At 68.1% G+C, this 22,991-nt stretch carries 22 protein-coding genes; 3 read left to right on the top strand and 19 right to left on the bottom strand.

The features are described from left to right. Positions 1-50 precede the first annotated feature (50 nt). Both HF877_RS07490 and HF877_RS07485 read left to right on the top strand, forming a co-directional pair. Positions 51-332, top strand: a complete 282-nt coding sequence (locus tag HF877_RS07490; RefSeq protein ID WP_169620546.1) for a hypothetical protein — start codon at positions 51-53, stop codon at positions 330-332. Positions 333-548: 216 nt separating this feature from the next. Beyond that, positions 549-1,883, top strand: a complete 1,335-nt coding sequence (locus tag HF877_RS07485) for a ClC family H(+)/Cl(-) exchange transporter (RefSeq protein ID WP_169620545.1) — start codon at positions 549-551, stop codon at positions 1,881-1,883. A gap of 19 nt (positions 1,884-1,902) precedes the next feature. Here HF877_RS07485 and dprA read toward each other — a convergent pair whose 3' ends face one another. The 9 genes from dprA to HF877_RS07440 all read right to left on the bottom strand — a co-directional run bounded on the left by dprA (position 1,903) and on the right by HF877_RS07440 (position 10,849). Further along, a complete protein-coding gene (dprA, locus tag HF877_RS07480) occupies positions 1,903-3,030 on the bottom strand; it encodes a DNA-processing protein DprA (RefSeq protein ID WP_169620544.1) in 1,128 nt (375 codons plus the stop codon). After that, positions 3,027-4,535 (bottom strand): YifB family Mg chelatase-like AAA ATPase, encoded by a 1,509-nt coding sequence (locus tag HF877_RS07475; RefSeq protein ID WP_169620543.1) that lies wholly within the window; start codon positions 4,533-4,535, stop codon positions 3,027-3,029. The genes dprA and HF877_RS07475 overlap by 4 nt, the downstream gene beginning before the upstream one ends. Continuing rightward, a complete protein-coding gene (locus tag HF877_RS07470; RefSeq protein WP_169620542.1) occupies positions 4,535-4,891 on the bottom strand; it encodes a YraN family protein in 357 nt (118 codons plus the stop codon). The genes HF877_RS07475 and HF877_RS07470 overlap by 1 nt, the downstream gene beginning before the upstream one ends. Positions 4,892-5,015: 124 nt before the next feature. Further along, positions 5,016-5,330 carry a DUF2469 domain-containing protein gene (locus tag HF877_RS07465; RefSeq protein ID WP_072698634.1) on the bottom strand — a complete coding sequence of 105 codons (315 nt, stop codon included), beginning with the start codon at positions 5,328-5,330 and terminating at the stop codon, positions 5,016-5,018. Between the two features lie 37 nt (positions 5,331-5,367). Continuing rightward, positions 5,368-6,066: a ribonuclease HII gene (locus HF877_RS07460; protein ID WP_169620716.1), complete on the bottom strand. Its 699-nt coding sequence runs from the start codon at positions 6,064-6,066 to the stop codon at positions 5,368-5,370. Between the two features lie 5 nt (positions 6,067-6,071). Then, on the bottom strand, positions 6,072-6,935 hold the full coding sequence (gene lepB, locus HF877_RS07455) for a signal peptidase I (RefSeq protein ID WP_169620541.1): 864 nt from the start codon (positions 6,933-6,935) through the stop codon (positions 6,072-6,074). Positions 6,936-7,038: 103 nt separating this feature from the next. Further along, positions 7,039-7,380 carry a 50S ribosomal protein L19 gene (gene rplS / locus HF877_RS07450; RefSeq protein WP_072698636.1) on the bottom strand — a complete coding sequence of 114 codons (342 nt, stop codon included), beginning with the start codon at positions 7,378-7,380 and terminating at the stop codon, positions 7,039-7,041. Between the two features lie 96 nt (positions 7,381-7,476). After that, on the bottom strand, positions 7,477-8,373 hold the full coding sequence (locus HF877_RS07445; RefSeq protein ID WP_206036818.1) for a hypothetical protein: 897 nt from the start codon (positions 8,371-8,373) through the stop codon (positions 7,477-7,479). A gap of 97 nt (positions 8,374-8,470) precedes the next feature. Beyond that, entirely contained in the window at positions 8,471-10,849 is a 2,379-nt protein-coding gene (locus HF877_RS07440) for a Tex family protein (protein ID WP_169620539.1), read from the bottom strand. A gap of 128 nt (positions 10,850-10,977) precedes the next feature. Here HF877_RS07440 and HF877_RS07435 point away from each other — a divergent pair, with 128 nt between their 5' ends. Next, positions 10,978-11,994: a serine hydrolase gene (locus HF877_RS07435; RefSeq protein ID WP_169620538.1), complete on the top strand. Its 1,017-nt coding sequence runs from the start codon at positions 10,978-10,980 to the stop codon at positions 11,992-11,994. Positions 11,995-12,013: 19 nt separating this feature from the next. On the opposite strand, the gene trmD is transcribed toward HF877_RS07435, so the two are convergent. From trmD to ftsY, 10 genes are all read right to left on the bottom strand, one after another. Next, positions 12,014-12,721, bottom strand: coding sequence for a tRNA (guanosine(37)-N1)-methyltransferase TrmD (trmD, locus tag HF877_RS07430; protein ID WP_169620537.1), 708 nt, complete (start codon positions 12,719-12,721; stop codon positions 12,014-12,016). 4 nt (positions 12,722-12,725) lie between these two features. Next, on the bottom strand, positions 12,726-13,319 hold the full coding sequence (rimM, locus tag HF877_RS07425; protein WP_169620715.1) for a ribosome maturation factor RimM: 594 nt from the start codon (positions 13,317-13,319) through the stop codon (positions 12,726-12,728). Between the two features lie 10 nt (positions 13,320-13,329). Beyond that, entirely contained in the window at positions 13,330-13,572 is a 243-nt protein-coding gene (locus tag HF877_RS07420; RefSeq protein ID WP_072698641.1) for an RNA-binding protein, read from the bottom strand. Then, positions 13,572-14,006 carry a 30S ribosomal protein S16 gene (gene rpsP / locus HF877_RS07415; RefSeq protein ID WP_169620536.1) on the bottom strand — a complete coding sequence of 145 codons (435 nt, stop codon included), beginning with the start codon at positions 14,004-14,006 and terminating at the stop codon, positions 13,572-13,574. The genes HF877_RS07420 and rpsP overlap by 1 nt, the downstream gene beginning before the upstream one ends. Positions 14,007-14,178: 172 nt before the next feature. After that, positions 14,179-15,285: an amidohydrolase family protein gene (locus HF877_RS07410; protein ID WP_169620535.1), complete on the bottom strand. Its 1,107-nt coding sequence runs from the start codon at positions 15,283-15,285 to the stop codon at positions 14,179-14,181. Between the two features lie 6 nt (positions 15,286-15,291). After that, positions 15,292-16,860: a signal recognition particle protein gene (gene ffh, locus HF877_RS07405; protein ID WP_169620534.1), complete on the bottom strand. Its 1,569-nt coding sequence runs from the start codon at positions 16,858-16,860 to the stop codon at positions 15,292-15,294. Between the two features lie 112 nt (positions 16,861-16,972). Beyond that, positions 16,973-19,486 carry a [protein-PII] uridylyltransferase gene (locus HF877_RS07400; protein WP_169620533.1) on the bottom strand — a complete coding sequence of 838 codons (2,514 nt, stop codon included), beginning with the start codon at positions 19,484-19,486 and terminating at the stop codon, positions 16,973-16,975. Beyond that, positions 19,476-19,814: a P-II family nitrogen regulator gene (locus tag HF877_RS07395; protein ID WP_169620532.1), complete on the bottom strand. Its 339-nt coding sequence runs from the start codon at positions 19,812-19,814 to the stop codon at positions 19,476-19,478. The genes HF877_RS07400 and HF877_RS07395 overlap by 11 nt, the downstream gene beginning before the upstream one ends. Before the next feature lie 89 nt (positions 19,815-19,903). Further along, the gene (locus tag HF877_RS07390) at positions 19,904-21,211 is read right to left on the bottom strand and encodes an ammonium transporter (RefSeq protein ID WP_169620531.1); all 1,308 of its coding nucleotides are present in this window, start codon (positions 21,209-21,211) and stop codon (positions 19,904-19,906) included. A gap of 268 nt (positions 21,212-21,479) precedes the next feature. After that, positions 21,480-22,982 (bottom strand): signal recognition particle-docking protein FtsY, encoded by a 1,503-nt coding sequence (ftsY, locus tag HF877_RS07385; RefSeq protein ID WP_169620530.1) that lies wholly within the window; start codon positions 22,980-22,982, stop codon positions 21,480-21,482. Positions 22,983-22,991: the final 9 nt, after the last annotated feature.

Raw genomic sequence — 22,991 nt, 5'->3', positions numbered from 1 at the left:
CGGGGTCCAGCGGGGACGTCACCCCTCGGGACGCTCTAGGCTCGATACCCATGAGCACCACCGCGACCGAGATCGCCACCTGGATGACCGACATCATCACCACGGAACACAAGGTCACCCAGACCGACATGGTCGACGCGATCGAGGCCAAGTTCGGACCCGAGTGGACCTACGTCAACGACAACGGTCACGCGTCGATCGACCGGGCCGTTCTCCGGGAGTTCCGCAAGGCCCACCGCGGTGGCGTGAAGTGGGACCGGGAGGATCGCGCCTGGTACGTGGACGACACCGCCGCCGCCGAAGGCACCGACTCGGAGACCACCGAGAACTGACACGACACCCCGGCGACGCCGACCCGCCGGGACGATTCCGCGATACTCCGATTCCCGGACCGGCCGAAACGTCCGAACGACCACGCAGGACAGACTCCGGTGGCCATACTTCCGAGTGTGGATTGTTCTCGATCGCCTGCTTTCGATCCCTTCACGGCCGCGCCGGCACGGCGCGGCCTGCGCCCGTAGCCGACATCCCCCGGTACTGGAGAGCGCATGGCGGATTCACGCGACAAATCGGACGAAGCTCCCGTAGTCGCGCGCGAACTCGCAATCGTCTGCCTGGTCGCTGCTGTTGCCGGCGCGCTGATCGGCTTCGTCGGAGGAGCGTTCCGATGGTGTCTGCTGAGGGCTGACGCAGCACGGATCGATCTTCTGGGCTGGGCGCACGAGTTGCCCGGACCGGGATGGTTGATCCCGATGGGGGTCACGGCCGTCTGTGCCGCGATCGCGGCGTTGATAGTGCGCTGGGTGCCGTTCGCATCCGGTAGCGGTATTCAGCATGTCGAGGCCGTCTCCCGCGGCGAGGTCGACCCACCGCAATTCCGGATATTGCCTGCGACGTTGGTGGGCGGCGTCCTCAGCATCGGGTCGGGTCTCGTGCTCGGACGTGAAGGCCCCATCGTGCACATGGGCGCAGTCGCAGGGGCCGAGACAGCTCGCCGCGCGGGGATGAACGCCGATCACCAGCGACTCCTGCAGACGTCGGTATCCGGCGCGGGACTGGCGGTCGCGTTCAATGCGCCCATCGGTGGCGCGCTGTTCGTCTTCGAGGAAGTCATGCACTCGTTCCGGCTCCGGACTGTGGTGCCGGTTCTGGTGTCTGTCGCCGTCGGGGTCGCGTGCTCCCGTCTTGTCGTCGGAGATTCGTCTGACTTCTCGGTCGGCCCGGTCGATCCCCCCTCGATCACCCTTCTCCCGGTGTTCGTCGTGTTCGGTCTCCTCACCGGAGTTCTCGGCGCTGCCTACAACCGTGCGGTGATGGGTTCACTGTCCGTTGTGGACGCTCTCCGCTCGGTCCCCTCGGTGGTGAAGGCCACTGCGATCGGAGGTGCCATCGGCTTGCTCTCCGCAGCCTCACCTCCTGCTACCGGCGGCGGCGACTCCCTGGTGCAGCACGTGCTGTCGGGCGGCGCGCTCGCGATCCCGCTCGTCGCGTTGTACGTCGCATTGCGCTTCGCCACGGGGCCCGTCTCGTATGCCGCGGGCACTCCGGGAGGTCTGTTCGCTCCGCTACTCGCACTCGGTGCGCTGTGGGGCGTGCTCTACGCGGGGATCTGCCACGCAATAGTTCCCGGAATCGATTCCTCTGTTGCGGTGCCGATGGCAATCGTGGGAATGGCCTCGATGTTCAGTGCGACGGTGCGCGCACCCGTCACCGGCGCGGTCCTCGTCATGGAGATGACCGCGACGACCAGCGTCACCGTCCCGATGCTCGCAGCCGTCGCCGGGGCATTCGCCGTAGCACAGTTGATGGGATCCTCGCCGATCTACGACAGCCTGAGAGAACGCATGCTCGCGCAACTGCACCACCCCCCACGTAGAGACTGACATCCGGCCCTGGTGAGGTTCACGCACGCCGCCAGCCACCGTCCACCAGAACCACGAGCCCGTCCAGCTCGAGCAGAGTCAACGCCGCACGAACCTGCTCGACCGGCACACCCGCCGACTCCGCCAGGACCGACGGAGTGCAACTGCCCGTGGCCGGAAAAGCCTCGTACACAAGAGAACTCTCCGTCGACAAGCCATCGAGATCTCGGTGGAACAACGCGTCACGTCCGTCGTCGCGGGCGAGCAGCGGTCCGCATTCCTCCACGATCTCGCGCGCACTGCCCACCAGACGCGCCTCACCCTCGCGGATCATCCGGTGACAACCCTGCGACGATGCGGAGGTCACCGGACCCGGCACCGCCATCACGGGTTTGCCGAGCCGTCGAGCCCACGTCGCCGTATTGCGAGCGCCGCTGCGCCATCCCGCCTCCACCACGACCGTGCCCGCCGACAACGCCGCAATCAGGCGATTGCGCGCCAGGAATCGGTACCGGGCAGGCGTAGTGCCCGTGGGGTACTCGCTCACAACCAGGCCCGTTTCCGAGACCGATCGCAGCAGCGCGGAATGCGCGGCGGGATAAGCCCGGTCGACGCCGCACGCAAGGACGGCCAGCGTCGGCCCCCCGACCCCCAGCGCCGCCCGATGCGCTGCAGCATCGACCCCGAACGCCGCACCGGACACCACGGTCCACCCGTCGACAGCGAGATCCCCGGCGACCTGCGCGGTCACGTGTTCGCCGTATCCACTCGCCGCGCGGGTGCCCACGATGCCCACGGACCGGTCGGTCAGTTCGTCGATTCTTCGCTCCCCCCACACCCACAGCGCGAGAGGCGGCGCGTCGGCATCGGCGGTGGTGGTCAGCGAGTCGAATCCGAGCAGGTGCCAGGCCGGCCACTCCTCGTCGTCCGGCGTGACCAGGCGCCCTCCCGATCGTGCGAGCCTGCCGAGATCCTCCGCCGCCGTGTCGAGGTGCGCCCGCGCGGCAAGCCGGGACGACAACCGTCCGCCGGCGCCGCCCTGACGAACCGCCTCGGCCACCTCGACCACGCCGTGTTCCCCGATCGCCGCGGACAACGACCGGGACGCGCCCTGCGCCACCGTGGACAGATACGCCCAGGCGAGGCGTCTCTCGTCGGCCGCGCTCACACCAGTCCCCTGTCGCGGAACTGCAGTGCTGTCGCGACATGCACCTCCGACGGCGAGGCCGCGCCCGCGAGATCGGCCAGCGACCACGCGACGCGCAACGCCCGGTCGGCGCCTCTCGCGGTGATCGCACCCTTCCGCAGCGCTCGTTCGACGGGCCGCACCGCCGCGGGAGCGAGCCGGAACTTCTGCCGCAGAGCGGGTCCGGGAACTTCGGCATTGGTGGACCACCCGTACTCGGCCCAGCGCTCCCGCGCAGCGCCGCGTGCGTTCGCGACCCGAGCGCGCACCTCGTCGGTACTCTCACCGGTCTCGTCCATCAGGGCACTGGTCGCGACGGACTCCATCCGGATGCGTAGGTCCACCCGATCGAGCAACGGACCCGAAAGCCTCCCCAGATACCGGCGGCGCGCCGTGGGAGCACAGACGCAGTCGGCGTCGCGTGCCGGTGCGCACGGGCACGGGTTCGCCGCCAGGATCAGCTGGAACCGCGCCGGGTACCGTGCCACGCCGTCACGCCGCGCGATCCGGACTTCGCCGTCCTCGAGGGGTGTCCGCAGCGCTTCGAGTGTTTTCGTGCCCATCTCGGCAACTTCGTCGAGGAAGAGGATTCCGCGGTGCGCTCGGCTTACCGCGCCCGGCTTCGCCATCCCTGTCCCACCACCGATCAGCGAGCTCACCGAGGCGGTGTGGTGAGGGGCGATGAAGGGGGGTTCCGTCACCAGAGGACGGTCGGCGGTGAGCGTACCGGCCACCGAGTGAATCGCGGTCACTTCGAGGGCGTGCTTCTCGGTGAGCACGGGAAGAATTCCCGGGAGACGCTGTGCGAGCATCGTTTTGCCGATCCCCGGCGGACCGGTGAGCATGAGGTGATGCGCCCCCGCAGCGGCCACTTCGAGGGCGCGGCGCGCCTCGTACTGCCCGACGACTTCGCTCAGGTCCCCGCGGACCGCACGCGGAGGGGCGCGACGCTCGCCGGGACGCTCGAGAGCACCGTCACCCCGCAACCAGCGCACGAGGTCCGCGAGGGTATCGGCGCCGTAGATCTCGATCCCCTCCACCAGCGCGGCTTCGATCATCGTCGCGGTGGGCACCACAACCCTCCGCCACCCGTGATTCATCGCGGTCACGACCGCCGGCAGCACTCCCCGGATCGGCCGCAGCCTGCCGTCCAGTGCGAGTTCACCCAGCAGGATCGTCTTCTCGAGGAGATCGAGGGGGACGATGTCGGCGGCGTTGAGCACCGCGCACGCAAGACCCACGTCGTAGACGCTGCCCACTTTGGGCAGCGTCGCCGGCGACAACGCCAGCACGACTTTCGAATCCGGCCATGCAGCACCCGAATTGGACACCGCGGCGCGCACCCGATCGCGCGACTCCTGCAGCGCGGTGTCGGGCAGACCCACCATGGTCACGCCGGGTAGCCCCCGGCCGATATCCGCTTCGATCTCGACGACCTGCCCGTCGACACCCGAGACCGCCACCGACCAGGCTCTGCCCAGCGCCATCACAGCACCTGCCGCAGGTGGGTGATGACGGGCGCGTAGCCGCGCTGGAGCAGCACTGTCACGACATCCACCCGGATGTGCGTCCACCGCCTGCTCTGCGCGGCGAGCCACATGCCCGCGAGACGCCGGATCCGTTCGGTCTTACCTCGGGTGACGGCTTCGGCGGGCGTGCCGTACCCGAGACCCGACCGGGTCTTGACCTCCACGAATACGAGGACCGCGCCGTCCTGCGCGATCAGATCGAGTTCCCCGTACCGCGTGCGCCAATTGCGTTCGAGCACCACCATTCCGGCGGACTCGAGGAATTCTGCGGCGAGGTCTTCCCCGCGTATCCCCAGATCCCGATTACGTCCCATGCCCGGCTCCTCCCCCTGCGTGCACCTACTGTGCAGCGGGGAGGGCGCGAGGCAACGGAAACAAGGGCCCCGAGGCGTGATCTGTGGATGAGGGCGGGCGTTGTGGACAACGCCCTCGGGTCGGCTATCCCAGCTTGTCGGGCAACCTCAACTCGGGCTTGTCGAGTTCTTCGATGTTGACGTCCTTGAAGGTGATCACCCGGACGTGCTTGACGAACCGCGCGGGGCGGTACATGTCCCAAACCCAGGCGTCGGACATGCGTACCTCGAAGTACACCTCTCCGCTCGCGTTGTGCGGGAGCAACTCGACCGCGTTGGCGAGATAGAACCGTCGTTCGGTCTCCACGACGTACGCGAACTGACCGACGATGTCCCGGTACTCCCGGTACAGCGAGAGCTCCATCTCGGTTTCGTACTTTTCGAGATCCTCGGCACTCATCGCTTTCGGTGTCCTCCCAGTCCGGTGTGTCCTGTCATCATCCCGCATCTGCCTCGTCGATGAACAATCGCCGCCGGAACGGGGTGTCGCCGGACACCGCCGCGACGTTTGCCCACGACCGTCGATGCTCGTGGCACGGGCCGCGTTCTCGCAGCGCCGCGATGTGGGCGGGTGTGTTGTAGCCCTTGTGTACCGCGAAACCGTACCCCGGTATCTCGCGATCGAGGTCCACCATGATCCGATCTCGCGTGACCTTGGCGAGAATACTGGCGGCCGCGATACAGGCGGCCGCGCCGTCTCCGCCGATGACCGGAAGCGACGGAACCGGCAGACCGGGCACCCGGAATCCGTCGGTGAGCACATAGCCGGGTGCGAGGGACAGGCCTGCGACGGCGCGTCGCATGCCTTCGATGTTGGCCACGTGGATACCGATCGCGTCGATCTCCGCGGCCGGTACCTCGATCACATTCCACGCGAGTGCCCTGCGCGTGATGACCGCGTACAACTCTTCGCGAGTCTTCTCGGTGAGCTTCTTCGAGTCGTCGAGCCGATCGAGCGACGGGTGCGGCTTCGGGCCGAGGATGCAGGCCGCGATGACCAGCGGGCCGGCGCACGGACCTCGCCCGGCCTCGTCGACTCCGGCCACGGGACCGAGTCCGCACCGGACGAGGGCGGATTCCATCGTCCGCAGGCCCGCGGACCTGCGGATCACCGGACGAGGGGGCCAATTGTCCAGAACGGTCACGAGGGGATTATCTCCGGAGAATCGATCAGACCCCACCGTCCGGGGGGCAGCACGATGAACTGGGCCTTGCCGATCACGTTGTCCAGGGGAACGGCACCCTGGTATTCGTCGCCGACGTGATACCGCGAGTCCGCGGAGTTGCTGCGGTTGTCGCCCATGACCCATACCGCGTCCTCGGGGACGGTGATCGGGCCGAAGCACCGGCCGGACGGTACGTCGGTGTCGCAGTCGACCACACCGGGCGTGAACGGGTAGTCCATCTGCACATAGGGCTCGTCGAGCGGTTTGCCGTCGACGAGGACGCGGCCCTGGTCGTCACAGCACTCGATCGTCTGACCCCCGACCGCGATGACGCGCTTGACGAGGTCGTTCTCGTCGGGCGGCACGACACCGATCAGCGAGCCGACCTCCTGGAGGCCGCGCAGAACGACATTGTCGGAGCGAGTCGAGGTGTATCCCGCCGACCACGAGTCGGGTCCCTTGAACACGATGACGTCGCCGGGCCGGGGATCGGTGAAGCGGTAGCTGATCTTCTCGACGACGATCCGGTCTCCGGTACACCCCGGGCATCCGTGGAGCGTGGGCTCCATCGACTCGGACGGGATGAGGTAGACGCGGGCGACGAATGTCTGGAGCAGGAAACTCAGTGCCAGCGCCACCACGATGAGAATCGGGAGTTCGCGCCAGAAGGACTTCTCCTTCTTCGTGTCCGTGTTGTCGTCCTTGCGGGAGAATCCACCGCCCGGATCGGCGTCGTCGCGCCGGTGGTGTGCACCGGAGGTTCGGTGGTTGCGGGCGACGGCGTCGTCGCTGTAACGGTGCGCACCCGGACCGGCCGGATCGTGCGGGGAATCTGCCACGACGACAGCCTAGCGTCTGCCACCACGCTCTCCGAACGGCAACAACCCGGCACGGACGAATGTCCGTACCGGGTTGTCGAACTCGTGGTTCAGCGCGTGGAGATCAGCGCTTTTCCTTGATCTTCGCAGCCTTGCCGCGCAGGTCGCGCAGGTAGTACAGCTTGGCGCGACGCACGTCACCGCGGGTGAGGACGTCGATCTTCGCAATGTTGGGGCTGTGGACCGGGAAGGTGCGCTCGACACCGACGCCGAACGACACCTTGCGCACGGTGAAGGTCTCGCGGACGCCGCCGCCCTGACGCCGGATCACGACGCCCTTGAAGACCTGCACGCGCTCCTTGGAGCCCTCGATAACCTTGACGTGCACGTCGAGCGTGTCGCCGGGACGGAAGTCCGGGATGTCGTCGCGCAGCGACTTTGCGTCCAGAAAGTCCAGGGTGTTCATCGGTTACATCCTCTTTTTCGCTCGAGCAGAGGAACCTGGCGGCGACCACCGTGAGGCGGGCTCGACCGGTTCATACCCAGGTCAGGTAGGCGTGCCCTAACGGGGCAACCCGTCAATTGTGCCAGACGACGCCGCTGGAGGCGAAATCGACGGCGGTGGCAGCGCGGGATGCACCTCCCGGTCGAGGACCTCCTCGGCCACGACCTTCGAATTCTCCACGCTCCCGCGCACCGTCTCGAGTGTCGGAGCCCCCGCCACGAGGTTCTGCACGACGACCTTCGCCCGGACGACGGGGCGACGTACTTTCCGCTCCCGGGCGAGCGACCGAGCCATCTTGCGCGAGTCGGGTGCGTACCGCGCCCGTGCCCACGGTGCCGCCGGACGCGACAACCGGAGCGCACCGACCCACAGCAGCGGAGCGAAGAACAAGCCCACCAGCCCCGTCCAGATCTTCCCCTTGGACAGGACGACCATCGCCAGCAGCAGGTCGATCACCGCACCCACCACCAGCAGGCCGCGGCTGACCAGGTCGCCGGTGTCCTCGAAATTGCCGGCGTCCCCGAGGTCCAGCGGCCGGAGCCCGACGAGCAACATGCCCGTCACGGCGACCGCGACGAACACCGCGTCGACCGAGACGCGGCCTTCTTCGTCCCAATAGACGTCGTTGAGGTAGAAGATCAGCGCGAACTCGTCCAGGGTCAACGCGGCGCCGATCCCGAACAGCGTCGCGAACACGACCCCGGCCGCCAGGCTGCCGTCCTCGTAGAAGCCGATCAGGCCACCACCGGCGATCACCATGGTCACCACGCCGAACACCACATGGTGCACATGGTGTCCGCCGGGACTGATGTTGCCGGGCCACCACCGCACGTTCGCGCGGATCATGCGCACGCTCATCCGGATGAACAAGAAGGCCACCACGAAACCGATGAGGAAGCACAGCAGCGGAAATCGCCCCTGCTCGACGATTTCTCTGCGGAACCAGTCGATCATTCCGGTCATCGCACGACCGGCAGCCACTCCATACAACTCAGCATCGCAGGTGCGGGGCCACGCCGCGGAACAACGCGACCCCGCACCGGGATACGAACTACTTCCCGAATCCGGCTCGTCGCAGCGCCTCGGCCATGGACCCGGCGGCCGGAGCTTCGGTGCGCCGGCCCGACTGCCCGTCGCGGTTCCGGCCGCCCTGTCCGTTGCCCCGCGTCTGGCTGTCGCCCCGGCCCTGAGTGCTGCCCCGGCTCTGGCCGCCGGCCGGTCCCCCGCGGCGTGCACCGCCCCGGGACGGACGCCCGTCGGACGCATCGGGCGTGGTCGAGGGCAGCTCGTCGTCGAGGCGGAGGGTCAGCGCGATGCGCTGTCTCGGCACGTCGACCTCGAGGACCTTCACCTTGACCACTTCACCGGACTTGACGACGTCGTGCGGATCCTTGACGAAGCTGCGCGACATCGCCGACACATGCACCAGACCGTCCTGGTGCACTCCGACGTCGACGAACGCACCGAATGCGGCGACGTTGGTGACGACACCTTCGAGCACCATCCCGGGCTTCAGGTCGCCCACCTTCTCGACGCCCACCGCGAAGGTAGCGGTCTTGAACTCCGGGCGGGGGTCGCGTCCGGGCTTTTCGAGTTCCCCGATGATGTCGGTGACCGTCGGCAGCCCGAACTTGTCGTCGACGAAGTCGTCGGGACGCACCGTACGGAGCGTTGCGGTGTTGCCCAGCAGTTCGCGCACGGCCGTCCCGCTGCGTTCGGCGATCCGTCGCACCACGGGGTAGGCCTCGGGGTGCACGGCGGACGCGTCGAGCGGATCCTCACCGTTGGGGATGCGGAGGAATCCGGCGCACTGCTCGAACGCCTTGGGACCGAGCCGCGCGACGTCCTTGAGCGCCCGGCGGCTGGGGAAGGGACCGTTCTGGTCGCGGTGCGCCACGATGCTCTCGGCGAGCGACGACGTGACACCCGAGACGCGCGAGAGCAGCGGCACCGACGCAGTGTTGACATCGACCCCCACCGCGTTCACCGCATCTTCGACGACCGCTCCGAGCGACCGGGCGAGCATCGTCTCCGAGACGTCGTGCTGGTACTGCCCCACGCCGATGGACTTGGGATCGATCTTGACCAGTTCGGCGAGCGGATCCTGCAGGCGCCGGGCGATCGATACCGCGCCGCGGATCGACACGTCGAGGTCGGGCAGTTCCTGTGAGGCGTACGCCGAGGCCGAGTACACCGAGGCCCCGGCCTCGGACACCACGATCTTCGTGAGACCGGGCGTGCCGAGCTTCGCGATCAGTTCGGTGGCGAGCGCGTCGGTCTCCCGCGACGCCGTGCCGTTACCGATGGCGATCAGTTCGACGCCGTGCCTCGCGACGAGTTGGGCGAGGGTCGCCAGCGACTGGTCCCGCTTGTTGTGGGGCTGGTGCGGGTAGATCGTGGCATGGTCGACGACCTTGCCGGTGGCGTCGACCACTGCGACCTTGGTGCCGGTGCGGAAGCCGGGGTCCAGGCCCATGGTGGGACGGGACCCGGCGGGTGCGGCGAGCAGAAGATCCTTGAGGTTTGCCGCGAAGACGTCGACGGCATCCTTCTCCGCGGACTGCTTGAGCCGCATCCGGAGGTCGACACCGAGCGAGACCTGCAGGCGGGTCCGCCACGCCCAGCGCACGGTGTCGAGCAACCAGCGGTCGGCGGCCCGGCCGCGGTCGGCGATACCGAAACGTGCGGCGATGCGGCCCTCGAAGTACGACGGCTCCCCCGGCTCGGGCTCGTCGGCATCGGGAACGAGCGTCAGGGAGAGCACCTCTTCCTTTTCGCCACGCAGCATCGCGAGGATGCGATGGGACGGAAGCTGGGTGAACGGCTCGGAGAATTCGAAGTAGTCCGCGAACTTCGCGCCGTCGGTCTCCTTGCCCGGGCGGACGGCCGCTTTCATGCAACCGCGGCTCCACATCGCCTCGCGAAGTTCACCGACGAGGTCGGGGTCCTCCGCGAAACGCTCGACGAGGATGGCACGTGCACCGTCGAGTTGCTCTGCGGAGAACCCGGCGGGATCGGTGCTCGGGTCCGAGTAGAGGGCGTCGGCGACGGGTTCGTGGCCGGCTTCCCGCGCGATCTGCGCTTTCGTGCGCCGCTTGGGCTTGTAGGGCAGGTAGATGTCCTCGAGCCTGGCCTTGGTGTCCGCGAGGCGGATCTGGGCGCGCAGGTCGTCGTCGAGTTTGCCTTGGGCCTCGATCGATTCGAGGATCGCAGTGCGGCGCTCGTCGAGTTCACGCAGGTACCGCAGTCGCTCTTCGAGGGTGCGGAGCTGGGCATCGTCGAGTCCGCCGGTCGCTTCCTTGCGGTAGCGCGCGACGAACGGAACGGTCGCGCCGCCGTCGAGCAATCCCACCGCCGCAGCCACCTGGTGTTCGCGGACGTCGAGTTCGTCGGCGATTCGCCGGATCACGGTGTCGGGTTCGGTTGTCACGACGATCGACCCTACATTTATCCTTGCGAAGCTCCCCGGGCGCCACATCGGGTTCCGGACGGAGCGTCGACGACGGACGCGTGGACGCATGGTGCTGCGCGCCGCACAATGGCATACAGGAGCAAACGATGAATCGGGGTCGCCGGACCGGTGCTCGGTCGTACGCAACGGTGCTGCTCGCAGCAGCAACGGTAGTGGCGTGTGGATCGCAGTCCGACGGGTCGAAAGAGATCGTGCCGGCGCTTGCCGCGCTGAACCCGGGTGTCACGGATACCGACGGTGACGGGTTCGCGGACCTCGCCTTGCAGATGGGCTCGTCCTCACTCGACGTGGAGTCGGTCGCCGACCGCATCGAAGCGGCAGCGACCCTCGCGGAACGCCGGGGTGCCCGGATGACCATCGCCGTGCTGGATCGCAGCACCGGCGCACGCACGGTGGGCGGCGTGGACGAGCCCGTGGAAACCGCATCGGTGGTGAAACTGTTTCTCGCCGACGACCTGCTGTTCCGCGAGTCGACCGGCGAAGTGACACTCACCGAGGACGACTACGACCTCATCGAGAACATGCTCCGGTCGTCCGACGACACGGCCGCGAATCTGCTGTGGGCGCAGCACGGTGGTTCGGAGATGGTCTTGCGGGTTGCGGAGCGGCACAACCTCACCGGGACCACGCCGCCGTTCTCACCGTGGTGGTGGAACACGACGACCACGGCGTCGGACCTGCTCACCTGGTATGACGATGTGCTCGGTGGTCGCGGCGGGCTCGACGAAGAGGCGCGCGCCCGGATCATCGGATATCTGACCGATTTCACACCCACAGGATCGGACGGGTACGACCAGACGTTCGGTCTGCCCGAAGGCCTGCCGGGCATGACCGATCTCGGGGTCAAGCAGGGATGGATGTGCTGCCTCGACGGCGAGTGGGTGCACCTGTCCACCGGTTTCTTCGGCGACGACCAACGGTATGTCGTGGCCGTGACGTCGCAGGAAGAGGTCACCTACGAGGAGGGCGATCCCGAGTTCGGCACGGGAAGCCTGCCGGATACGGCGCTCTACGACGTGACCTACGACGGCAGCGCCCGGCATGCGCGCGAGACGGTGTCGATGGCGGTGGAGACGGCACTGGGCAGCAGCGCCGATCGCTGAGCGGCAGCGCGCAGGGCGGTCAGTTCTCGTCGGGCAGCAGGTCGGGCCGGCGTTCCCGGGTGCGGGCGAGCGATTGCTCCCGGCGCCAGGCGGCGACCTTCGCGTGGTCGCCCGAGAGGAGCACCGCCGGTACGTCCAGTCCACGCCAACTGGCGGGCCGCGTATAGCTCGGTCCCTCGAGGAGTCCGTCGGAGAAGGAATCTTCCTGGTGCGACTGCTGATTGCCGAGGACGCCGGGGAGCAACCTGACGACGGCCTCGACCATGACGAGTACCGCGACTTCCCCGCCGATCAGTACGTAGTCCCCGATGCTCACTTCCTCGACGCGCACGCGGCGGGCCGCGTCGTCGAAGACACGTTGGTCGATGCCTTCGTACCTGCCGCACGCGAAGACGATGCGCTTCTCCTGCGACCAGCGCTGGGCGGTGGCCTGGTCGAACGGCCGCCCCGCGGGGGTGGGGACGACGAGCAGGACGTCGGGGTCGGTGTCGCCGTCGGGGCCGGCGAGCACGTCGTCGAGGGCAGGCCCCCAGACGGTGGGTTTCATGACCATTCCGGGACCCCCGCCGTACGGCGAGTCGTCGACGGCCTTGTGGACGTCGTGCGTCCAGTCGCGGAGATTGTGGATGTCCACGGAGATCAGGCCTTTGTCGATGGCCTTGCCGAGGAGCGCTGCACGCATCGGTGCGAGATATTCGGGAAAGATGGTGACGACATCGAGTCGCACGGAACTACCTGTCTCCCTTGCTGTTCCGCTGTGACGCCTTCGAAGGCGGCTCCCCGAAGTCGGGGTCGAGCAGACCTTCGGGCGGATCGATCTCGATGACACCGTCCGCGAGAGACACGGTCGGCACGATGTCGGTGACGAACGGGATCAGCAGTTCCGCGCGCTCGTCGTCGACGGGACGGAGCGAGAGCAGTTCACCGGCGGCCGTGTGCAGCACCTCGCGCACGGTGCCCACCACGGTGCCGCCGTCGGGACGGCCGGCGACGATGCGCACCGACAGCCCTTCGAGTTCGTGATCGTAGAATTCGTCGGGATCGTCGGACGGCCCCAGGTCGTCGCTGTCGACGACGAACAGGGTTCCGCGCAGCGCGTCCGCCGTGCTGCGATCGTCAACCCCGGTCAAGCGCAGCAGAAGCCGCCCGGAATGCTCCCGGGCGGCTTCTACCGTGTAGTCCTGCAGGTTCTTCTCGCGGGGTTTGCGGCCACGCAGGACCGCACCCACAGCAAAGCGCTCCTCGGGTTCGTCGGTGCGAACCTCGACGACCACCTCACCCTTGATGCCGTGCGACTTCGCCACCCGGCCTACCACGAGCTCCACCTGCATGCGCCTATCGGTCGGTGTCGACGACGTCGACGCGAATGCCCCGGCCACCGATGCCGGTGACGAGGGTCCGCAGCGCGGTGGCGGTACGCCCACCACGACCGATCACCTTGCCGAGATCGTCGGGGTTGACGTGAACCTCGACGGTGCGTCCCCGTCGGCCTGTGATCAGGTCGACGCGGACGTCATCGGGGTTGGCGACGATTCCACGAACAAGATGCTCGACGGCGTCGGCGACCACGGTGCTCATTACTCGGCGGCCTCGGTGGACTCGGCCTCGGTGGCCTCTTCCTTGGCAGCCTTCTTCTTCTTCGGGGTGGTCGCTGCGGCGGCCGGCTCGTTCTCGGCCTGCGCGAGAGCGGCCTGGAACAGCTCGAGCTTGGACGGCTTGGGCTCTGCGGTCTTCAGGGTGCCCTCGGTGCCCGGCAGGCCCTTGAACTTCTGCCAGTCACCGGTGATCTTCAGAAGGTTGAGGACGGGCTCGGTCGGCTGTGCGCCGACGCTCAGCCAGTACTGCGCGCGCTCCGAATCGATCTGGATCAGCGACGGCTCTTCCTTGGGGTGGTACTTGCCGATCGTCTCGATCGCCCGGCCGTTGCGACGGGTACGCGAGTCCGCGATGACCACGCGGTACTGCGGGTTGCGAATCTTGCCGAGACGGGTGAGCTTGATCTTCACAGCCATGGCTGAGTTCTCCTTCGAAGCGCACAAGGCGCATGTCACGTGCAATTCGGACGGCGCACCCTTTTGGCACGCCCGGTTTTGCCTCTAACCTGTGACCGCCGCGCGGTACGTAACCGGATGCGACGACAGCGGTCCATTCTGCCAGATCGCCGAGCCAGGACGAAACCGGAGGTCACGCGAGTGACGCACTCCGCGTGACGACCGCACCGCGGAGGACGACGAGATCCGGACGTGCTGCCGCGGGGTCCCGGCGCGGGTCCTCGGTGTAGACGATGAAGTCGGCCGGAGTGCCCGGCTCGAGGCTGGGGTGGCCGAGCCACGTCCGGGCCGCCGACCCGGCCGCGTCGAACGCTTCGGTCGGGCCGAGACCCACGCGGGCGAGTGCGGCGATCTCGTCCGCGATCCGGCCGTGCCGGACGTGCCCACCGGCGTCCGTGCCGGCATAGATGGGGACCCCGGCGTCGTGGGCCGCGCCGATCGTGTCGGCGACGCGGGCGTGCAAATCCCGCATATGCGCGGCATACACTGGGAAACGCGTTGCGGAATCGGCGATTTCGGGGAAGTTGTCGATGTTGACCAGCGTCGGGACGAGCGCGGTGCCCGCTGCCGCCATGGTCGCGATCGTCTCGTCGGTCAGGCCGGTGCCGTGCTCGATGCAGTCGATCCCCGCGGCGAGCAGACCCGGCAACGCGTCTTCACCGAACACGTGCGCGGTGACGCGGGCGCCCTCGCGGTGTGCCGCGGCGATCGCCTCGACGAGGATGGCATCGCTCCACAACGGCGCCAGGTCGCCGCTCCCCCGGTCGATCCAGTCGCCGATCAGTTTGACCCAGCCGTCGCCGGCGCGCGCCTGCCTCACCACCTCCGCGGGAAGTTGCGATTCGTCGTCCAGTTCGACCGGCAGACCCCGGATATACCGCTTCGGGAGTGCGATGTGACGGCCGGCGCGGACGATGCGCGGCAGGGCCGGATCGTCGTCGAAGCTGCGCGTGTCGGCGGGAGACCCGGCGTCGCGGAGCAACAGGACGCCCGCGTCCCGCTCGACGATCGCTTGCGCGAGGGCCCCGGCAGCGTCTTCGATGCCGCCGCCGTAGCGGATTCCGACATGGCAGTGGGCATCGACGAGACCGGGCAGGATCCACCCGCCGGTCGACGCAACCTCGGCGCCGGGAATCGGCTCGGACGCGAACATGCCGTCCGAGCCGACCCACAGTTCGACGGGCTCACCGTCGAGCGTCTTTCCCCGAACCGCGAATGCCTCGGCGGTCCCCCCTGCCACCGGTCGCTACTTCTTCGGCAGCTTGAACTGCGAGAGGTCGAATCCCTCGAGGCCGGGCGGCAACTCGTCGAGACCCTTCGGCATCTTCGACAGATCCGGCATGCCACCCGGAAGTCCACCGGGCAGGCCCGGGAAGCCGCCGGGCAAGCCGCCCCGCACCTTCGGCGGAGTGGGCCCGCGGCCGCCCTTCTTGCCCTTCTTGCCCTTCTTGGACCGCTGGTTCTTGCGAGAGCCCATGCCCATCTGGCCGGCCATCGCCGTCATCATCTTGCGGGCTTCGAAGAAGCGGTCGACGAGCTGGTTGACGTCGGAGACCTTCACGCCGGAACCGTTGGCGATACGGAGACGACGCGAACCGTTGATGATCTTCGGGTTCGCCCGCTCGGCCGGGGTCATGCCGCGGATGATCGCCTGGATGCGGTCGAGCTGCTTCTCGTCGACGTTGGCCAGCGCGTCCTTCATCTGGCCCGCGCCGGGCAGCATGCCCAGGAGGTTTGCGATCGGCCCCATCTTGCGGACGGCCATCATCTGGTCGAGGAAGTCCTCGAGGGTGAGTTCTCCCGAACCGATCCGGTTGGCGGTGGCTTCGGCCTGCTCGGCGTCGAAGACCTGCTCGGCCTGCTCGATGAGGGTGAGCACGTCGCCCATGCCGAGGATCCGGCTCGCCATGCGCTCGGGGTGGAAGACGTCGAAGTCTTCGAGCTTCTCACCGGTCGATGCGAACATGATCGGCTGACCGGTCAGTTCGCGGACGCTCAGGGCGGCGCCACCGCGGGCATCGCCGTCCAGCTTGGTCAGCACGACGCCACTGAATCCGACGCCGGCACGGAAGGCCTCGGCGGTGCTGACGGCATCCTGGCCGATCATCGCGTCGAGGACGAACAGCACCTCGTCGGGATTCACCGCATCGCGGATCCCGGCGGCCTGAGCCATCAGTTCCTCGTCGATGCCGAGACGACCGGCGGTGTCGACGATCACGACGTCGTACTGCTTGCTCTTCGCCTCGGCGATGCCCTGCTCGGCCACCGCGACGGGGTCTGCCGCCGTGATGCCCAGAGCGTTCTCGCCGCCGCCGATGGACGTTCCCGGGTGGGGCGCGAACACCGAGACCCCGGCGCGTTCACCGACCACCTGAAGCTGCGTCACGGCACCGGGCCGCTGCAGGTCGCACGCGACGAGCAGTGGCGTGTGGCCCTGATCCTTCAGCCACTTCGCCAGCTTGCCGGCGAGGGTCGTCTTACCGGCACCCTGCAGACCGGCGAGCATGATGACCGTCGGAGGGGTCTTCGCGAAGCGCAGCCGGCGCGTCTCACCGCCGAGGATCGTGACGAGTTCCTCGTTGACGATCTTGACGACCTGCTGCGCCGGGTTGAGCGCGCCGTGCACCTCGGCACCCTTGGCGCGTTCCTTGATCTTCTTGATGAACTCGCGCACAACGGGAAGGGCGACGTCGGCCTCGAGAAGCGCGAGGCGGATCTCGCGGCACGTGGCGTCGATGTCTGCGTCGGACAGGCGTCCCTTGCCCCGCAGGTCCTTCAGGACCCCTGTCAACCTGTCGGAAAGGGATTCGAACACCGAATGCGCTCCTGGGCTATGACGAAGATGCGGACAATTCTGCGAACCAGGGTAGCCGCTCCCGATCCACAAGCATCGAGTGCGGCCACCCAGCCGGCAGGATCACGGTCGTTCAGGACTCCGTTGCGGGCTTCTTCGGCTCGGCGGTAGGCAGGACGGCGAGGAGCTCACGCTCGAGGCGCTCACGCGACGCTCGTGTGTCGAGCCCGGTCAGGTCCACTCCGAAGGCGTCGACCACGGTCGTGCCGAGCGTGGTCACCCGCGCCCAGCGCACGTCGGCGCCGACCCGTTCGAACACATCGGCCAGCCTGCACAACAGTCCGAGGCGGTCCTCCGCGCGCAGTTCGAGAACCACCTGCCCGGGCTCGGACGCGTCGAACCAGATCAGGCGCGGTGGCGCCTGCGCGTACATGCCGGGCACGGCGTGCTCGGCCCGCTCCGGAGTCCGGCCTTCCCGCGCGGCGCGGTCTTTCGCGTCGAGTTCGGAGAGCAGGTCCAGGTCTCCGGATCGAGCTCGGCCGAGTTCCTGCCGGAGCAGGCTCGCCTCCGGTGGTGCACCGAATCGGGGCACCACCACGAAGGTGTTGACCGTGCTGCCGGCATGACTGCCGATCGACGCGGACAGCACCCGGAGCCCGTGCAGGGCAAGGACACCCGCCTCGTCCGACAACACGCCTCGTTCGTCGGGAGCGATGAAGGTGGCCGAGTAGCTGCGGCCGTCCTCGCGGGGATCGAGCGCGACATGCGTGGCGCCCTCCGCGGCCAGCGCCGCCAGTTCCGGATCGATGGGGTCGGGAACGGGAAGCTCCTCACCGGCCATCATCATGCGGCACCGCCGCACCAGTTCCCGCATCAGCGACGCCTTCCAGTCACCCCACACCCCGGGTCCGGTGGCCTGTGAATCGGCTTCGGCGAGCGCGTGGAGCAGTTCGAGCAGGACGGGGTCACCGTCGAGCGCCTCGACCACCGACGCCACCGTCTCGGGGTCGTCGAGGTCGCGCCGGGTCGCGGTGTGCGGCAGCAGCAGATGGTGGCGCACCATCGCGGTGAGCATGCCGAGATCCGACGGCCACAGTCCCATGCGCCTGCCGATCTGCTGGGCCAGTTCGGCCCCGACGACGCTGTGGTCTCCGCCCCTTCCCTTGCCGATGTCGTGCAGGAGTGCGCCGAGCACGAGCAGGTCGGGACGTGCGACGCGCGTCGTCAGTTCGCTCGCATACACCGCGGTTTCGATGAGGTGCCGGTCGACGGTCCACGTGTGGATCGCGTCGCGCGGCGGCAGGTCGCGCACCGCGCCCCATTCGGGGAGCAGTCGGCCCCACAGGCCCGTCCGGTCGAGCGACTCGATCACGTCCACTGCGCGTCGCCCGGAACCGAGCAGCACGAGCAGGTCGTTGAGCGCTTCCCGCGGCCACGGTTCCCGGAGTTCGGGTGCGTTGTCCGCGAGCCTGGTCAGGGTGGCCGCGGAGATCGGCAGGCCGGACTGCGCTGCGGCGGCAGCGACCCGCGTGATCAGTCCCGGGTCGCGACGCGGATGTGCGTCCCGCGCGAGAGCGACCTCTCCCCCGTGCTCGACGACGCCCTCGTCGAGTGGCCTGCGCACCGGTCCGCGCCGCAACCTCGACAGGCCCTTGCGTGGAAGCGAGTTCGCGGCGGTCCGGAGCCCGACGTCCACCGAATAGCTCACGGTGCGCGCGGATTCGGTGAGCACGCGCGCGAGGTCGAAGCGGTCGCCGATGCGGAGCGCCGCCCCGATCTCGTCGGCGTCCTGCGCACGGAGCTGGTCGCGGCCGCGTGCCGCGACGCGGTGGAGTTCGGTACGCACGTCGAGGAGCCGGCGGTGCGCGGCGGCGAGACCGCCACCGGGCACGTCCGGACCGAGTCCCGGCATGCCGTCGGTGAGCTGCGCGACGGACAGGGCATTGAGCAGCTGTACGTCCCGCAGCCCTCCGCGGCCGCTCTTGAGGTCGGGTTCGGCGCGGTGCGCGATCTGCCCGCTGCGCCGCCATCGGGTCTCTGTCATCTCGAGCAGTTCGTCGAAGCGGGAGCGGATCCCGGTACGCCACTGGCGCCGCACCCCGCCGATCAGCAGGTTGCTCAGCTCCACGTCACCGGCGATGTGCCGGGCTTCGAGCATCCCCAGCGCCGCCGTGAGGTCCGAGGAGAACACCTGCAGCGCCTGCGGGACCGTGCGCACACTGTGGTCGAGTTTGATGTGGGCGTCCCACAGCGGGTACCAGAGCTTGTCGGCGACCTGGGACACCACGGCGCTGTCCATGTCGTCGTGAAGGAGGATCAGGTCCAGATCCGAGTACGGCAGCATCTCGCGACGGCCCAGACCACCCACCGCGACGATCGCGAATCCACAGTCGTGCTTGATGCCGAGCTCGGCACCCTTCGTGGTCAACCAGAATTCGTGCAGGTCGACCAGTGCGTGCCGGAGTGCGGGCGTATCGAGGCGCCGGTTTCGGGAGGTGCCGGCCAGGAGGGCATCGCGGGCGGCGGCGAGGTCGGCCGCTCCGGAGTGTGCGGTGTGGTGGCCCGAAGACACCGAGGGCCCCGGTCCCGCCGCCGAAGCGGCGGGGCCAGGGCCTCGAGTTCCGGACCCGTGGGGGTCAGAGTGCATCCGTTCCTCGTTCTCCGGTACGAACTCGGACCACCGACTCGACGGGGGTGATCCACACCTTGCCGTCGCCGATCTTGCCGGTGCGGGAAGCCTCGACGATGGTCTCGACGACCTTCTCGACCGCCGAGTCGTCCACGACGACCTCGACGCGCACCTTGGGCACGAAATCGACGGAGTACTCGGCGCCGCGGTACACCTCGGTGTGACCCTTCTGGCGCCCGTAGCCCTGCACCTCGCTGACGGTCATGCCGAGCACGCCCGCCTGTTCGAGACCCGCTTTGACATCCTCGAGCGTGAACGGCTTGATGATTGCCGTGATCAGCTTCATATCCTCATCCTTCCCAGTGCCCACTGGCTACTGCGATCACTGCCCGCTGTCTTGGTCTTCTTATCACTTCGGTGCGTTGGAGAAGTCGTTCACTTCAACGCGGTGGCGAAGTCGTATGCGGATTCCGCATGCTCGGCTTCGTCGATTCCGCGGGCTTCTTCCTCGTCCGTCACACGCCAGCCGAGCGGCTTGAGGGCGTATGCGATCACGAGCGTGACGACACCGGTGAACACCAGGGCGACGACCGCGATGACGATCTGGACCACGAGCTGCTTGTAGTCGCCGCCGTAGAACAGGCCGGTCTCGGTTCCCAGGAACCCGATGGCGACGGTGCCCCACAGGCCGGAGACGAGGTGCACGCCGACGACGTCGAGCGAGTCGTCGTAGCCGAACTTGTACTTCAGGCCGACGGCCAGGGCGGACAGCACACCGGCGATGACACCGAGGGCGATCGAGCCGACCGGGCTCAGCGAGCCGGCTGCCGGAGTGATGGCGACCAGGCCGGCGACGGCACCCGACGCGGCACCGAGGCTGGTGGCCTTGCCGTCACGCAGTCGTTCGGTGAGGAGCCAGCCGAGGATCGCGGCGGCGGTGGCGGTGGTGGTGTTGACCCAGGCGAGACCCGCGGTTCCGTCTGCGGCGAATGCCGAACCGGCGTTGAAGCCGAACCAGCCGAACCACAGCAGGGCGGCGCCGAGCATGACGAACGGGAGGTTGTGCGGGCGGAACGCGGTGCGTCCGAAGCCGGCGCGCTTGCCGACCACCAGCGCCAGCACGAGGGCTGCGACACCGGCGTTGATGTGGACCACGGTGCCACCGGCGAAGTCGATCGGCGAGACCGTGGCAACGAGCCCACCTTCACCGTCGTCCGACGTGCCGAACAGCTTGGCCGCGAGTCCGTCTTCCGAACCGGAGAGCAGGCCGCCACCCCACACCATGTGGGCGAGCGGGAAGTAGGCGCAGGTGACCCAGATCGCCGCGAACGCCATCCAGGTTCCGAACTTGACGCGCTCCGACAGAGCACCGCTGATCAGCGCGGTGGTGATGATCGCGAAGGTCACCTGGAAGCCGATGTCGATGATCTGCGGGTAGTTTCCGAGACCGGGCAGGAACTCGCCGCTCTCGTCGTAGATCGCACCCTGCAGACCGAAGTGCTGGAACGGGTTCGCGAAGATGCCGGCGATGTCTTGCGAGCCGTAGGACATCGACCAGCCCCACAGGACGTAGACGACGCCGATCACGGCCATCGCCCCGAACGACATCATCATCATGTTCAGGACGGATTTCGCCCGGGACATTCCGCCGTAGAAGAACGCCAGGCCCGGTGTCATCAACAGCACGAGCGACGCTGCCATCAGCATCCATGCTGCGTCCCCGGTGTTCACCACTTCCTCCACTTGCAACCTCCCTGTTGGTCGCGCCGGACGGCGCGTCGTCATCGAGGGAAAGCTTGGCGGCGTCATGTTTCATCGGAAGCGCCGCACTGTTTCGGAGGTGTGAACGACGAACCGGACTGTGTTTCGTCTGTGTTTCGCCTGTGGAGAACAACGGCGCGCGCACGGCGTATTCGCCGATTTCGCCCGATTCATGCGAGGCCCGACATGCGAGTGGCCGCTCCCCTCTGTCGAGGGAAGCGGCCACATCGAGCGTGTCGCAGCGGGACCGTCAGCCGAGCAGAGCGTCCACGAATGCCTCCGGCTCGAACGGCGCAAGGTCGTCCGCGCCCTCTCCGAGACCGACGAGCTTGACCGGCACACCGAGCTCGTGCTGAACCTGGAACACGATGCCACCCTTGGCGGTGCCGTCGAGCTTGGTGAGGACGACACCGGTGATGTCGACGACGTCGGCGAACACCCGGGCCTGCATGAGACCGTTCTGGCCGATGGTCGCGTCGAGCACGAGCAGTACCTCGTCGACCGCGGCCTTCTTCTCCACGACGCGCTTGACCTTGCCGAGTTCGTCCATCAAGCCGATCTTGGTGTGCAGGCGCCCCGCGGTGTCGATCAGGACCGCGTCGACACCGTTCTCGATCCCCTTCGCCACCGCATCGAATGCGACAGCGGCAGGGTCGGCGGAATCCTTGCCGCGCACCACTTCGGCGCCCACGCGTTCCGCCCAGGTCTGCAACTGATCTGCCGCAGCGGCACGGAAGGTGTCTGCGGCGCCGAGAAGCACCCGGCGGCCGTCGGCGACGAGCACGCGGGCGAGCTTGCCGGTGGTGGTCGTCTTTCCGGTGCCGTTGACGCCCACCACGAGCAGCACGGCCGGATGGTCCTTGTGCGGCAATGCGCGGATCGAACGGTCGAGTTCGGGTCGCAACTCGTCGACGAGGACGCTGCGGAGCAGGGCGCGCGCCTCCGCCTCGGTACGGACCGTGTTCAGTGCGATCTGTTCACGCAGACGATCGACGATCTTGGTCGTGGTCGCGGCACCGAGGTCTGCGACGAGCAGCGTGTCCTCGATCTCCTCCCACGAGTCCTCGTCGAGGTCGCCGCCGCCGAGCAGCCCGAGCAGGCTCTTGCCGACCGCGGACTGCGAGCGGGCGAGGCGCCCGCGCAGGCGCACGAGCCGGCCGGCTGTGGGGTCGATCTCGTCCAGGTCGGGCGCGGCCGGTGCGGCAGGCTCGACCGGTGCCGGCGCCAAGTCCGTCTCGACGGTCGTCTCGGTCGTCGGCTGCGTCACGACGACGGGCTCGACGGGCTCCGTGGTCTCGGGAACTGCCTCGGGTTCGACGGTCTCCGGCGCCGTCTCGGGTGCAGGAGCGGTCTCGGGAGCGGTCTCAGGAGCGGTCTCAGGTGCGGGAGCGGTCTCGGGAGCTGCTGCGGGCTCGGCCGGACCGGTTTTCGGCGGGGTCGGCGTGGTCGGCGGCGCCGGAGCCTCCGTGACCTCCTCCGGCAACGGCACCGTGGGCGGTGCGGGCGCCTTGTCGGGCACCGGCCGCTCGACAGGCTGCGGCGGCGCCGTGGCGGTGGGCCCCTGGGTGAAACTGAACCCGCTCTGCGCCGTGTAACCGCCGGAGCGGTCCTTGGTGTCGGCGGCGTCGAGCTCAGGCGTGTCCTTCACCTGGAGCGACACCTGTCGGCGCCGGTACAGCGTCAGACCGACGACGAGCGCAACGAGAACAACCGCCAGGGCGGCCGCGATGATTATCCAAGCTCCGGTACTCACGCCCCCATA

The sequence above is a fragment of the Rhodococcus sp. BL-253-APC-6A1W genome, from assembly GCF_012843405.1.
GTDB lineage: Bacteria > Actinomycetota > Actinomycetes > Mycobacteriales > Mycobacteriaceae > Rhodococcus.
Note: the sequence above shows the minus strand (reverse complement) of the source record. Positions and strands in the feature narration are given on the sequence as shown.